At 52.5% G+C, this 14,589-nt stretch carries 7 protein-coding genes; 1 reads left to right on the top strand and 6 read right to left on the bottom strand.

Annotated elements, in window-relative coordinates:
* Nucleotides 1–381: 381 nt before the first annotated feature.
* The 6 genes from PJI16_06895 to PJI16_06870 all read right to left on the bottom strand — a co-directional run bounded on the left by PJI16_06895 (nucleotide 382) and on the right by PJI16_06870 (nucleotide 11,698).
* Nucleotides 382–5,940, bottom strand: coding sequence for a CHAT domain-containing protein (locus PJI16_06895; GenBank protein MDT3777282.1), 5,559 nt, complete (start codon nucleotides 5,938–5,940; stop codon nucleotides 382–384).
* 699 nt (nucleotides 5,941–6,639) lie between these two features.
* Entirely contained in the window at nucleotides 6,640–8,118 is a 1,479-nt protein-coding gene (locus PJI16_06890) for an efflux transporter outer membrane subunit (protein MDT3777281.1), read from the bottom strand.
* A 10-nt stretch (nucleotides 8,119–8,128) separates the two neighbouring features.
* Complete coding sequence (locus PJI16_06885; protein ID MDT3777280.1) at nucleotides 8,129–9,151, bottom strand: efflux RND transporter periplasmic adaptor subunit; 1,023 nt, start codon at nucleotides 9,149–9,151, stop codon at nucleotides 8,129–8,131.
* Nucleotides 9,152–9,889, bottom strand: a complete 738-nt coding sequence (locus tag PJI16_06880; GenBank protein MDT3777279.1) for an ABC transporter ATP-binding protein — start codon at nucleotides 9,887–9,889, stop codon at nucleotides 9,152–9,154.
* A gap of 4 nt (nucleotides 9,890–9,893) precedes the next feature.
* A complete protein-coding gene (locus tag PJI16_06875) occupies nucleotides 9,894–11,027 on the bottom strand; it encodes an ABC transporter permease (GenBank protein MDT3777278.1) in 1,134 nt (377 codons plus the stop codon).
* A complete protein-coding gene (locus PJI16_06870) occupies nucleotides 11,024–11,698 on the bottom strand; it encodes a TetR/AcrR family transcriptional regulator (protein MDT3777277.1) in 675 nt (224 codons plus the stop codon). The genes PJI16_06875 and PJI16_06870 overlap by 4 nt, the downstream gene beginning before the upstream one ends.
* Nucleotides 11,699–12,106: 408 nt before the next feature.
* Between PJI16_06870 and lon the strand changes: the two genes are divergently transcribed.
* Nucleotides 12,107–14,548 (top strand): endopeptidase La, encoded by a 2,442-nt coding sequence (gene lon, locus PJI16_06865; protein ID MDT3777276.1) that lies wholly within the window; start codon nucleotides 12,107–12,109, stop codon nucleotides 14,546–14,548.
* The last annotated feature ends 41 nt before the right edge of the window (nucleotides 14,549–14,589 follow it).

The raw sequence follows: 14,589 nt of genomic DNA, 5'->3' as shown, positions 1-14,589 counted from the left end.
GAAAGAGCCACGATTCAAAGAGAGATTCAGGGGAACAACTTGCGGGAATGCCGGGGGCAGCTTTAGTGATATCAGACATCCAGAGCATTGGTGAACCCCTCAGATAACATGGAAGAAAAATTCAGGGAATTATTTCGATCAAGAACTGGCCGGAAGGGGTGTAATTGATAGAGAGATTATGATCGGAAAAGAATCGGAAGGCGAAGGTAGGCGTGTTTACCTCAGCAAGATCGTCTTGTCACTATGTACTCCCACCCAGTCCTCGCTTACTCAATCGACGCTCTCTTGCTACATGCGAGGTACCTTGTGAGCCCTCTTTCTCCCAATCCAGGTCTCTGAAAATTCGGCAGATGAACATCTTCCCGGCCATTGCTTCTTATCTCACACCCCCTTACCTCCGTCATCGGATACAATATTCACACGTAATGTTTTCAATCCGGCGCTAAGCTGTTGACGAATGCTGGGAGGTGCCTGCGTGGCAACCATTAATTCAAAGAACCTGATGTGTTTGATGACGGAATCCATTTCTCTGGCCGACCCTCCCCGTCGTTTGGCTTCAAGATATCCATTACCAATTTCTTTCTGATCCTTTCCTGTCATACGCTGTGCATATAAGGCCTCAAGCAGTTTTTGATCCGGGGGCAGACTTATATCCCAGAAGGATTGTCTATTTTCTTTAAAATTCTTGGCATATGTGGCTAAATCAGCCAGTCCCTCTGTGATCGGATCAGGTCCTTTCTTTTTCCCTCGTTGTGGTTGCCGTCCTTTCGGCTGATCCCACGAGAGCACAATTTCAGCCGCGAGCCGGTTTTCCAAGGGATAATACGCATCGTTTCGCTTTACCGCTTTGCCAATAGTATAGGCTTCATCATAACAACGCTTCATCTCGAGTAGGGCTTTCCGTTGATCCGCCTTAGTGGTGAGCAACATGGCTTTCCCTTTATAGAGCTTCCCTTTGAGGGCATACCGTTCTTGGGTAGGTTGAATCGTAAGAAGGCCTGCGAGAATATTTTCCGCATCATCAAACAGGTCCTGGATAGGAAAATCTTTTTCTATGGGGTGGAGCGTTTGTGCTGTGGGATCTCCCTGTCTTTCGACGCGATCGAGTGCCCATCGGACTTTCAAATTGGCTAACTGTTCCAGCGACTCCACCGTCGCATCGGCCGGTTGCAGGGTTCTTCCTCGATCATAGAATCGGACCGCCTCCGCAAAGAGGCCCAATTCCCCATAAGCCAACCCCAGGGCAGCACACATAGCCGCGGAATCCGTCCACCCTTGACCAACACCGGCAGTCAATTCCTGCAATCGGCGTCTCAACCGGGCTTCATCTTTCGGCTCGGCTGTTTTGGCTTCTTGAACCAGATTATACAATTCCTCTCGCAATTCGACGGGAGCCACCATCCGGCGCTCCCTACCTATGCTTTTCGCTCCGATGTGTAACGAAAAATCCGGATCCCCATAACATTGATACGCACCCCACGTATTGGAACCCCCATGGCGAAGAAAAATCTCCTCACGTGCCAGCCGCACCGCATCGCCGAATGTTCGATTTTGAAACATCTCTTCATAGAATTTCTTTGCAAAGGTTTTAGCGGCAAGGTCATCCACCGCCCAACCGGCTGCCACCACCGCCCGCACACCCATGCGAATCAGTTGCGTCCCCAGATTGGAGGCGAGTTGATGAAACGGAATGTTTGATTGTTCAGCACTGCCTTTGGTTTGTCCCAGATGGCAGCAATTCAAAAACACCAATTCGGGCACATACCGCATTTGATTGATTTCGGCCGGTGTCAAAAACAGACCTTCCCCGAGGACCATCCCCGTGACCGTCTTGGGTTTCGTACCAGGGTCCCTTTGGGAGCCTGGAATTCCGAGCTTGGCCAGCTCTTCTTCTATTGGAAATTCAAAAACGCCATGCGCCGCGCAATGCACAATACGATAGGGTTGTTGATACAGCGCCGTCAGAATCGCATCCGGTGTCGCGTCTCCCTCCACGAGTTCCACCACCTCACGGTACTCCTGATGCCGAATGAGTTGCGCCACTTCCCGAGCTTCCCTCGCGGCACCCGGCAAGGGAGAAAATTTCCCTGAGGGTTCGTGACTGGTGGGATCGCCAATGACCAACGCATTGAGGGCTGTCCCATGGAGGACCTTTTCCCGGAATTGCGGAACCGCCATTTGCCGGACCATCCCGGCCTCCACAGCCAGAGGACGCGAGTTGGGATCAAACCGATTGTGCAATAATTCCCAAGGATAAGCGGCAGACTTTTCGTCCAGTACCAGCACCATACTTCGACGGTCCGGAGCATATTCCTTCATCCGATTCGGAATGATCAGTTCAAACAAGGTGCTGGATAATTCCAGATCATTCTGCGTGGTGGCCATAGCCCGTTCCAAAAACCGTTCAATAAGTTTTCGTTGTGCCGGCTGCAAATAGGTTTCGGCCCGCGCACGATTGGTGAGGGCTTCAAATTTCAAGGAGCCGTCCTCCTGGATGGCAATGCGCAATCGTTGCCACCAGCCCGCATCTTCATCAAATGAGGCACGGCGACGCCCCTCAACTCCCTCGACCATTACTTCACAGATATTGAAATGTTCCCGAAAGTCTCGTGACCGTCCAAGTTCCAATAGCGATTTTGTGGCTTGAATGGCCAGATCTTGATACAACTCGAGTATCTCGACTGTCTCGATGGAGCCCGTGAGGCGGTCATCATCGGCGGTCTGCCCTTCAGATTCAGGCGTCTCCGTCCGTTCCAGCTTGTCCAAACGCCGATTCGCCTGAAGAATTCCGCGAAGAAGGGATTGGAGAGAATCAATCAGGGACAGTCCACCCGCACCCGTCCCGATCAGCAACATAGTCAGAGGGATGTTCAGTCGTGGCCCACACGAACCATCCACCGCCGTGGCACTGCGACGTTTCCGCTCAACCTCGATACATTTGAGCGCATAGTTGACGACCGCATCGGCCATCGTGCTCGTTAACCCTCCGGGGGTTAAATCCCCAACCATGCCCAACCCCACGACGATGGCCCCTGGATGCGTTCTTTCCTGATCACAATCCCCATCGGTTAGCACCACGGCAGAAGTATTAAGTTTATCCGGATAGAGACCCAAGCACTGTCGTTCACGCAATCGACCATTGAGTTGCCGGTCAAGATAGGCCTCGGCACTAACAATCGTGTCTCCTTCATAATGCCCCACCGCCACAGGAGACGAGGCGCGGGACAAATTGCCATGGACCATGGTCACGCTAATTTTCCGGGTAGGCTGGCGTTTCTTTTTGATGCGAGCCGAGCCCAGGGCGGACGCAATGAGATCCTCCTCGTTGGGATACATTTCGAGCCGAACCTCGGGGAGCTCAAAGGGGACAACGGACACCCCCCGACGAACGAGAGGCACTTGGGACAACTTCGTGGTGACCCCGGCATTCAATAAATCAAGCAAGGCATCAAAGGCTTCCGGAGCATTGGCCAGGTCACCATGCTCACTGTCCATATAATACGTCTGGTGCTTAAGGGCTTCAGGAATACCGGTATCCCAGGGAACCCGACCATCCCCAAAGGGGGTCGCATCAATCCGTATTCGCCGTTCGGCTGAGGCCGAGAGATCAATGGAGACATCACACGGTGTCGCATCCGCACGCCCCGCAACATAGATCATCCGTTGAGAGTCAATCGGGCTGTCCTGAAGAAGTCGCTGAACCTTGAAGGCATCAGCCAGTTGTGCGGCATCAGGCACCGGCCACTCAATACCAGCAGTTTTTGAGGTCGCCACTTTCGCCCCGAATAGCCCTCGCACTCGATCCCGGTCATGCTCCAGGAGGGACCGCCAGGTTTCCACTTGATACACATCAAGAGTCCCGGTATGCGGGAGAAGCTGCAACACTCCATCAAATCTGGAAATAATTCCCAAAAGAGTCGTTTGGGAATTCGTAATATCCAGAAGGTCTAACATTCGCACCAGTGGATCACGCCCCATGAGCATGCCGGTGATGGCATGCGACCCCATATTGGGTGTGCCCAACATGATGAACCGGGCACCGGGATGCCGGCACATGCGATCCCACACCTTCTTTCCCTCTTCCGTCGCCATCATGACTCGCACCACCAATCCGCCCATGGAGTGCGCGACAATCCGCACCGGTTGTCCCACAGCTTCCTGTACTTTGACCGTTTCCTCTAAATCCTTACGAAACCGGTCAGCAAGTTCGATCAGGGATTTTCGCCAATCATAGGCAAAGGGTTTAACCGTATGTGAATTGGCCAAATACTTGATGAGGTCCTTATAGCCACTCCCGATCGGTTGATCAGCCTCCACACCCTTCGCGGTATACTTCAGTTTTTTCAGGCCGCCAAAAGCTAAATCCAACTTATCTAACCAGACACGATCGTTTCCCACCTTGAGTTGACTGCCCATGGTGCCGGGAAGGACATAGACAACAGGCTGTGGGGATCCCACAGCACGTTTGCGGTAATCATCTTCGGTCACTTCGGAAGGTTCACGCTCCAGTCGGTGAAATAGAGAATGAGGCGCATCCTTGGTGAGAGCTTGCATCAGCCGATTTGCCGTTTCCGGATTGCGAAAATAATGGAAATGATCCACCTCCTTTCCGGTGTCGATCCAATACTGCACCTCCCCTGTCCGCTCTGTCCCACCGAACATCGCCGGGGTATTCACCACCAGATCATGATCTTCACGATAGAATAAATCCGTCACGAAGGTTTTGAGCCGCCCCACCACCCCTTCTCCGGCCACATCCCCGCCTAAAATATGCAGATCAGCCATTGACCGGATTCCCGGGCGATTGAGGATGCGAACCAACGGGGAGGTCGGCATCTGCGCTTCCAACCCCGGCAACTCTTCCGGTTTGGTCCGGTTTTTCACCACGCCCAGCAGGAATGCGGAGAGACCTTCCAGCACCGGATTGCCCTTCAGCCCCGGGATGGCCTCAACCACGTTCAGGATAATCGACAGATACCGATCCAGCCGGCCACTGGCCAACGTAGTTCCGCGAGCTGGACACCCAACCCGAACAAACCGTTCAATGATCAATTGCTTTTGTTGGAGCAGATGACCGAGTTGCTCCAACTGCTTCAGATCGTCCTTTCGATCCGGTTGCGCAAAGACCTGGAAATCATCCTGATCAAAGGGAAATCGGCCTTCCATGATGCTGCGACAGAGCAATTCCCCCACGAGTCCGCCACGGGAATGCGAGACCAGGTGCAGACGAGCCCCTTCGGGAAAATATCCGGCAAGGTCCAACGCGTTTTGAATGGAATTCTGAGAAAGCGTTCGATGTTGAAAGGCCAGCACACGTTTGGGGTAATGGCCAAGAAGTTGCACCATGCGGGCATTGGCGCCCCCCTCCCAGAGTCCGCCGAAACTGCCTTCGGTCGAAGAGGCGGTTCCATGAATGAAGACCAGCCACGGTGTATCTGTCTTTTCCTTTGCCAGGGATTTGATCCGTGTGTAATCAGACGATTCTTTTCCTTCCCACCGATAGAGTCCAGGACCAGGTTTCATCACACCTTCGACCTTGTCCTTAATCAAGTCTGTGGTCGCACCGACAGGGTCCAGGCCAAACACTTTGAACCCTTTAATCACCCAATTGCCGACGATGCCCCGACTGGGAGTCCCTAGAGGCAACGCAAGGGGAAGCTCGACCACGTCACCGGTAGACCCTCGGCTGGGAGTCAATCCAAAATCCCTTTCCAGATCATCGGCACGCACCCAGAATTTAATCCCCTGATCCAATTCCAGTTGGATGAGATCGTCTGAACTCAGATCATCAATTTCCAGAGGGGGTTGGCCCGCGCGAGCCCCTTGGACCCTGGCACTGTGTTTAAGAGTGACCAGGTCCTTCAAATTGCCAGGGAAATCGGGAGTTGCGGATTTCAGGTCGAGGGGCTCACGTTGCCCATGAACACGAAGACATTTCATTGGTTATTCCTCATACAGTACTGGTGATATACCCACCGATTCTCCCCGGCGGAACAAACGCTTCCTAAAATATATCGACGATGACTACTGTGTGTTTCACTCAATTGCCAGTCAAAAGAAAACGGAATCCAATTACAGCAAATCCACCGAATAATTCCTACCCTTTGCTATGGCATCTCTCCCACCGAATTTGTTTCTTCGTAGGGGCGTTCCCGTGAAACGTCGTCTTCACCGCACGTCGGGTGGCCATCCACGACACATCTTCTGTAGATTTGGGAGGTGATGTCGCCGGTCGTCTGGCCATTCATGCTGCACATCCCACCGGGGCGTCTCTACATCGGACAGGGTGGTCCGAGATCAATTGAGAAGGGTTCGGTGCCCAATCCCGTCACAACGTGGGGGTGACCCATCGACTTCTATTGAGAGAGAGACATTGGTGTCATGATTAATTGGAACTGATTCCGGCTAATGACTTGTCGGAATGACGACAATTGAGAGGGGGAACTTTGGCAGGCGATGCACTCTACCTTTTTCGTAGGGGTCCCTACCATGCCGGCTCCACAGCATCAGGTAAAGTCATTAATGATTATAAGCAACAAAAATGGTTATTTCTTTGTCGCGACGTTCCGATGGAACCTTGTTTTCAGTGCACGTCATTCGATCATGAAAGATAGACGTATCGCCCGATGTCTCTACCGGTCAGGGCTTTTTGGTCAGGTGAGCCAACTGTTCATTCTGCCAACCGCCGCCTACAGCTTTGAACAAATCCACCATAGCCGTGAGACGTGCCCGCTCGGTTTGGACCACTCCCAATTCTGCATCGAGCACGATGCGCTGAGCATCTATGACGTCGATATAGCTGACCAATCCCTTGCGATACCGTATGTCCGCCAGCTCCAGTGATTCCCGCGCCGCTCCCACATGTTGGTGTTGACTGACCAATTGCTCTTTGCGCGTTTGCAGGGCAACCAGCACATCAGCCACTTCCCTGAACGCATTCAGAATGGTTTGCTGGTAGTCTTCTAACATTTGCTGATACCGGTTTTCCGCCACCTCTAATCTGGCCAAATTGGTATAGCCTTCAAAGATCGGAAGGGTAACCGAAGGACCGATCGCCATGTTGCGGCTGCCCCATTTGAACCATTGATCGAATTCGCTGGTGAGAAATCCTCCGTTTCCCGTGATGGCCACGCTGGGGAAAAAGTAGGCGCGCGCTTCTCCAATTCGAGCATTGGCGGCTTTTAAGGTTTCCTCCTTTTCCAAAATATCCGGGCGCCGTTGCAAGAGATCTGAAGGCAGACCAACAGGGATCGTTGGTTGTGCCATCACGGACCGAAGGGGTTTGGAGGACAACACCAGCGTCCCAGGATTGGCCCCGGTCAACACTTCGAGTTGATGCAGTTGCACAGCCCGTTGACGACGAAACTCGGGAATTTGCGAGGCCGTTTGAGCCACAAGGGTTTCCTCTCGTTTCACATCCAGGTCCGATACCAGACCGGCCTGCGCACGGCTCCGGATGATCGACAGTGAGTCTTGTTGAAGGGCCAGGTTCCGTTCGGCAATTTCCACTTGTTCATCGAGTTCGCGAAGCCGAAAATAGGCATCTCCCACCTCACCCACCAGGCTCAATAACAAACCGCGGCGATTCATTTCGCTCCCCAACGCTTCTGCGGTAAAGGCCTCCTTTCCGCGGCGAATGCGACCCCATAAATCCAGTTCCCATCGAAGATCGATGTCCGCACGCCAAATATCAAAATCAGCTCCGGGCGGCGCGAACCCTTCAGGTGCCCCTCCTGTGGGACCGACCAAAATGCTTTCCGATCGACGAATCCGGCTATAAGATCCATTCAACGACACATTGGGATAAAGCCCGGCTCCTGACCCATAGGCAATCGCACGAGCCTCCAGCACCCGAAACGCAGCTTGTCGCAGATCGTGGTTCCGATCCAAAGCCTGTTCAATCAATCCATTCAATTCATCGTTGGCGAACATTCGCCACCACTCGGCCTCCGGCACTTGGCCGACCGTGATGGGAAGCAGAGAAGATGAGCCTTCCAGGGTCATTCTGTTCCAGTCTTCCGGGACATTGAGGTCCGGCTGCTGATAGTCCGGCCCCACCAGACATCCCGGCAGACAAAGAATCACAAGCATCATGGGTACATGTTTCTTGGCGATCATGCGTTTCCCCTTATTGAGTCTCACCTGCCTTCGACAACGGACGGGAGACATCAGATTGCTGAGCCCCTTTCCCCCATTGGCTTTGGTCCTGTCCTGAGACCTGAACAGCAGAGCGTTCAATATAGACATCAACTTGTTGGCCAACATAGACCGAGAACGAGGGCCTTTCAAATCCATAAATTACCTGGAGCACCCTGGTGTCGACCCGCTCGCGATTTTCGCCAGTGAGGGAACGTTTGGGCACAATGTACGGCTCAATCCGATCAAAGGTGAGAGAAATGGACTTATCGGTAAACCCTTTGAGATAGGCCACAGCCGGGCTTCCCGGCACCACCAACGGCGCGTTGACCTCATCGATATCGGCCCGCACCTGTAGGGTCTCCGTATTTCCCAATAAGATGAGCGGCTCTATGGGATTCACCGTGGCATATTCACCAGCCCGAACGTTGACCTGAAGAATCGTCCCCGCACGTGGTGCCCGGACGGTGAGACGATTTAACAACGTTTGGACTTCATCGCGTTCCGTTCGGGCCAAATGGAGATCAGCCCTTGCCCGAACCAACGCCCGCTTGGCTCCTTCCGTCTCATGCCATTTTCGCTTCACATCATCTTCACTGACCGCCCGACGGTCTGTGACCGACTGAAGCCGCTTCAATTGGTCATGGAGATCCCGAAGCCGGATCTCCTGCTCGGCGATCCGCGCCGCCGCAGACGGGAGCGAATCAGTCTTGGTTTGCAATTGTGCCCGCAACTCCCGATCATCCAACTGAAACAACGGATCTCCCTGCTCAACATGATCCGCCACCGTGACAGACACCTCCGTCACAAGACCGGAGACCGGAGGCGCGATCCGGACATTTTCATTCACCGCTTCAATAATGCCTGCCGCAGCCACGGTGACTGGATACGGATTCTGAGGAGGAGCTTCCATTGGTGGAGGCGGAGCCACTTTCTTATTGGCGCCCCACAACGTCGCAATCGTCAAAATAATGCCCCCCACCGCGATCCAAAAGCTCAGACGTCGAAATACCATTTAAACGGGTGTCTCCTGCCCTTCTTGGATCTGGTTCACTCGTCCATCTTCCATGTGGACAATGCGATCGCCAAATTCAAAAATTCGGGTATCGTGCGTCACGATAATCACCCCCCGATCATGCTTTTTCCCGATATCATGTAATTGCTGGACAATCCGGTGTCCCGTCTCTCCATCCAGGTTCGCCGTCGGTTCATCACACAGCAATAACTGGGGATCACTCACCAAAGCTCGGGCAATCGCCACCCGCTGCTGCTCCCCTCCCGACAGTCGGGTTGGCAATGCGGCCAAGCGCGCTCCCATGCCCATGCTCCCAAGGACCTTCTCCGCCTGAGCCAGGGCATCGTGTTTGGCTACTCCCCGAATCAATAACGGGACAGCCGCATTTTCGACCGCCGTGAGGGTGGGTAATAGATGGTATTGCTGGAAAATAAATCCGAGATGATCCAAGCGAAATTTCGTTTTTTCAGACGCGGACAATTCCAGAATGGATTCGCCTAAAATTCTCACCTCTCCCTCATCGCTTTCTAAAATACCGGCAATCACCGACAAGAGCGTCGTTTTCCCGCTACCTGAAGGCCCCACCAGCAACAAGACTTCCCCACGGGCGACATTTAGATCCACTCCCTTTAGGACTGGGATCCGGGTCTCTCCTTCCCCAAACGATTTCACCACCCCCCTGGCCTGCACCAGCCAGTGAGCCGAATCATGATTGAGAGTTGGAGACGGATTACTCACGACGCTACCCCCGAAATACAATCGCCGGTTCAAGTTTGGCCAACTTTCGAATACTAATCACACTCGATACCGCACAGATCAACAGGAGCGCCACGCCCACTCCGACGAGAAGAGGCCATGTTTCTTTAAAGGGGAGCCGCCCTCCACCTGCAGCGGTCAATCCAAACAGGGTGGCCAATCCCACACCGACTCCATATCCAATGGACCCGACGGTAAAACTTTGCAGAAGAATCATACGCGCCAGCATACCCGTGCTAGCTCCTATCGCTTTCAGCGCGCCGAACTGCGGCAGATTCTCGACCGTAAATAGATAAAAGGTTTGTCCGGAAATCGCCATCCCCACAATAAATCCTAATAGGACGGTAGTACCAAAATTCACGCCAATACCGGTGTTTTGTAGAATCCATCGAATGGTTTTCCATCCAAACTGGTCTTCGGTAAATGCGCCTAATCCGGTTTGCTCATGAATACGCCTGGCTAATTCTTCGGGACCGACTCCACTCACCGGACTGGCAAGCACATACGACAACTTCCGCCGTTCTTCGGGTGTCACACTCAAGGCTCGCTCGTAGGTGGTGTAAACAAAGGGAAAGTTTTGAAAACTTTTTTGAGTCTGCACGATTGCCACGACTCTGACACGGTGATCATTGATTTCAAACGTGGTGCCGAGATGAATATTCTCGGGCCCACCTAATCGTTCCACCCCTAATTGATCGATCGCGACCGCGTCAGGAGAGCGTAGCTCTTCAATCTTGCCATCCAATACCTTACCGGGTCGGCCAATTAAGGTACTGGATTCAATTCCGACTAAAGCAATTTGTTCATAGTTCCCATCCCGCAGCCTCGCACGCTGAACGCCCTTATAGAGAGGAACCGCCCATTCCACCCCGGAAACACTTCGAACCAGGTTCACCGTCGTATCAGCCAGCGGTTTAATCTCTTCGACTTGATTGATATTGGAATCGGTAACCCACACAGGGGCATTCACATTGGTGATGCCCGATTGTGACCAGGTCATCAACCCCCAGAAAATGGATCCCTGCTGAACAATGAGCATCGTGGAAAATGTGAGCCCTGCCAGCAACATGAGGTATTTGGGGCGATCGCCAAACAACATTTTCAGTGCAACGTAATTCATATTTTCCGTGCCGTCCGCTTCCGGGGTTTTTTTATTTGACCTGACAAGCGGGCGGCTCCTTCCGGTGAAGGAATTTTAAGTCCGTTCATCATGATGTTCACAAAGGTTCGGGAAATGTCTTCAGCTGTCTGAGGGAGTTGAGCCTGAAATAGGACCGTCAACAACCGATGATAAATCAGCATGCCCATAAAGGCGCGTGCAGCAATAAGGGGCTGAACCGGTTGAAAGGCCCCATCTTCTATGCGCTGTTGAATGTAGCCGGCCAAAAAATCATAAAACACTCGGATGTGATTGTGGAAAAACATATCCGACATCTCATGGTTTTCCAGTGCGCTAAATAAAATCAGCCGCATCAAATCGGAATCCGGAGCCCCTCCGACCACCGTCCGGGCAATCACGGAAAACACCTCAACATCCTTTTGTTCCCCAGCAAGACTTTTCACTCTGGAGAGTAATCCCGGCACGGGAGATTCCTCTGCAAGAATGGCCGCATACAAATCTTCTTTACTGGGAAAATGTTTAAAAATAAGGGCTTCGCTTACTCCTGCCCTCTGAGCAATCTCCCGGGTCTTTGTCCCGCTAAAGCCTTTTTTGGCAAATAAGGAGGCCGCCGATTGAATGATTTTGGCCTTCCGGACCGGACCGGATATTCGTTTCGGTGATGATCGCATTTGGGGGCTTCCTAATTAGTAAGTATTTACTTACAATTTTAAAATTTCCCCAGAAAGCTGTCAAGGAATCCAGGAAATCTGGATCATTTGCAATTTTTTCGGGAAGGGTGGAAAATTCGTAAAGCTTACATGGCCAATTCTGACTCATCACAATCATCAATACTCAGGATGTTCTGCGATATTCAGATGTACACCACGGAGATTCCACCTCGCATTATGAGGACGAGAATTGATCACCAACATAGGTGCAGGTTTTCAGTTTCGCTCATGAAAGGCTTTTTAACTACCACCCGCATAACAACACGGGTAAGTCCTGCCAATCAATTTGACTCAACGAAAAAGATGCGTATCTTGTTGGGGAGAACAAGTATAATGTTGCTATATTCCTGAAGAACGGTAAGGACCAAAATGGATACTCCCCCAGAACCCGAGAATACACTCATCGTTTCCCTCCCGCTCGTCCCTGTCAAACGAACGGTCTTGTTCCCCGATACCCTTGTTCCCTTCACGATTGGCCGACCCCGCTCGATCGCGGCGGTGGAAGCCGCGATGAATTCGGAAGACAAAGCTCTGGTGTTCGCCACTCAGCGTGACTCTGAAAAGGAAGAACCCGGGTTCGATGACCTGTATCGCATTGGCACAAAGGCCGTCATCAAGCAAATGGGAAAAACTCCGGACGGCCATCTCCAGGTTCTCGCACAGGGCATCGAACGCGTCGTCCTACTCAAGCAGGAACAAGCCGAACCCCATATGATCGTTCGGTCCCGGCAACTGGCTCTCTCTCTTGAATCCGACCTGGAACTTGAAGCCTTGCATCGTGAACTGGTGGAACTCATTGGCCAATTACCGGAATTATTGACGACCCAAGGCGTAGTGGAATTGGTGGCGGTGCTTCGAGCAGAAAAAAATCCCCTTTCGGTGGCCTACCGGCTCGTGTCACTCCTCAACCTCAATGTGGAACGATTACAGGGACTTCTGGAGCAATCTGATGCTAAGGAGGTGCTTCGTCAGGTATACGGCGCGTTGGCACATGAACTCCATATCCTCAAAATTCGCCATGAAATCGCGAGCCAGGCCCAAGCGGAAATTGGAAAATCCCAACGGGAGTATTTCTTACGACAACAGTTAAAAGAAATTCAACAAGAACTCGGAGACTTGGAGACCCAACCTGAAGATGGGGAAGTGGGAGAATTAAAAGCCCGTATCGAGAAGGCTGATCTTCCTGAGATCGTCAAAACCGAAGCCACCAGAGAATTAAAGCGCCTGGTCAAGCTGCCTCCCGCCTCTCCGGATCATCAAGTCATTCGCAGCTATTTGGAATTGGTTCTGGAATTACCCTGGAACACCCTCACAGAAGACCATCTGGATTTGACTCACGTTCGGACGATTTTAGATGAAGATCATTACGGCATTCAGGATGTCAAAGAACGCATCCTTGAGCACCTGGCAGTGTTGAAGTTGAATCCGTCTGCGAAGGCTCCCATCCTGTGTTTGGTGGGACCTCCGGGAGTGGGGAAAACCAGCTTGGGGCAATCCATTGCCCGGGCCCTGGAAAGAAAGTTTGAACGCCTGAGTTTAGGGGGTCTCCATGATGAAGCCGAATTGCGTGGACATCGCCGGACCTATGTCGGAGCCATGCCCGGCCGTCTAATTCAAGCTCTCCGACGTGCCGGAGCAAAAAATCCGATCCTGATGCTGGACGAGGTCGATAAGGTCGGACAGGATTTTCGAGGAGACCCCGCCTCAGCCTTGTTAGAAATTCTTGACCCTGAGCAGAATCATACCTTCCGGGACAATTACTTAGATTTGCCCTTTGATCTCTCTAAGGTGATGTTTATCACCACGGCCAATTCCCTGGACACGATCTCCCGTCCTCTCTTGGATCGCATGGAAATCATACGTCTGGGAGGCTACAGTCAGCAGGAAAAACTTGAAATTGCCAATCGTTATTTGTGGCCTCGCCGCTTAAAAGAAGCCGGCTTGGAGTCCAAACCTCTGACGTTAGAGGAACAGGTGATTCCCCATATCATCAAACGATATACACGGGAGGCCGGCGTTCGCCAATTGGAACAGATGTTGGGACGGTTAACTCGTAAAGTGGCTTTGAAGCTGGCAGAACATCCGCCGGACCAGCCGGAAGAATCTCTCACAATTACCCAAAGCGACCTTCCGGAATGGTTAGGGATCGAACGATTTATGCCTGAGGAAGCCAGAAAGACATTGCCCCTCGGCGTAGCCACGGGAATGGCCTGGACAGAAACCGGCGGGGATGTCCTTTATGTAGAAAGTGCCCTTCTCCCGGGAGGGAGCGACCTCACCATTACGGGCCACATTGGCGATGTGATGCAGGAATCAGCCCAGGCGGCTCGGAGCTATCTCTGGTCGCGTGCCGAATCGCTGGGCTTGGATATTGCCGTGTTTAAGCAGAGCGGAATGCATATTCATGTACCGGAGGGTGCCATTCCTAAAGATGGACCATCCGCCGGTGTGACCATGGCCAGTGCTCTGGCTTCACTCCTACTGAAAATCCCGGTTAGGAACGATACGGCGATGACCGGAGAAATTGGGTTGACGGGATTGGTCCTGCCTGTGGGCGGGATTAAAGAAAAGATTCTGGCCGCACATAGGGTCGGGTTGCGCCGCATTGTCCTTCCTAGAGCTAACGAAAAGGATCTGAAAGATGTGCCTGACGCTGTGCGATCTGAGTTGTCCGTCATATTCGTGGAATCGATTGAAGAGGCCTTAGATGCTGTCCTGCTGGAGGCGCCGGACATTCGTGGGAGACAAAAGAACCCTCCGCCCACCCATCCTGCAGGGAGTGAACAGAAAACCGTCATGGGCAGTCGTTAAGCTTTCAAAGATGCTCTTCTCTCCAGCCTTGATTCTTCTCT

Origin of the sequence: Nitrospira sp. MA-1 (assembly GCA_032139905.1) — a bacterium.
Classification (GTDB): domain Bacteria; phylum Nitrospirota; class Nitrospiria; order Nitrospirales; family UBA8639; genus Nitrospira_E.
The sequence above is the reverse complement of the archived record's forward strand: the minus strand, read 5'-3'. Positions and strand labels throughout refer to the sequence as shown.

Bases quoted from the DNA above. Each gene is read 5' to 3' on its own strand.
- PJI16_06895 (MDT3777282.1), bottom strand. From the start codon at position 5,940: ATGAAATGTCTTCGTGTTCATGGGCAACGTGAGCCCCTCGACCTGAAA.
- PJI16_06890 (MDT3777281.1), bottom strand. From the start codon at position 8,118: ATGATCGCCAAGAAACATGTACCCATGATGCTTGTGATTCTTTGTCTG.
- PJI16_06885 (MDT3777280.1), bottom strand. From the start codon at position 9,151: ATGGTATTTCGACGTCTGAGCTTTTGGATCGCGGTGGGGGGCATTATT.
- PJI16_06875 (MDT3777278.1), bottom strand. From the start codon at position 11,027: ATGAATTACGTTGCACTGAAAATGTTGTTTGGCGATCGCCCCAAATAC.
- PJI16_06870 (MDT3777277.1), bottom strand. From the start codon at position 11,698: ATGCGATCATCACCGAAACGAATATCCGGTCCGGTCCGGAAGGCCAAA.
- lon (MDT3777276.1), top strand. From the start codon at position 12,107: ATGGATACTCCCCCAGAACCCGAGAATACACTCATCGTTTCCCTCCCG.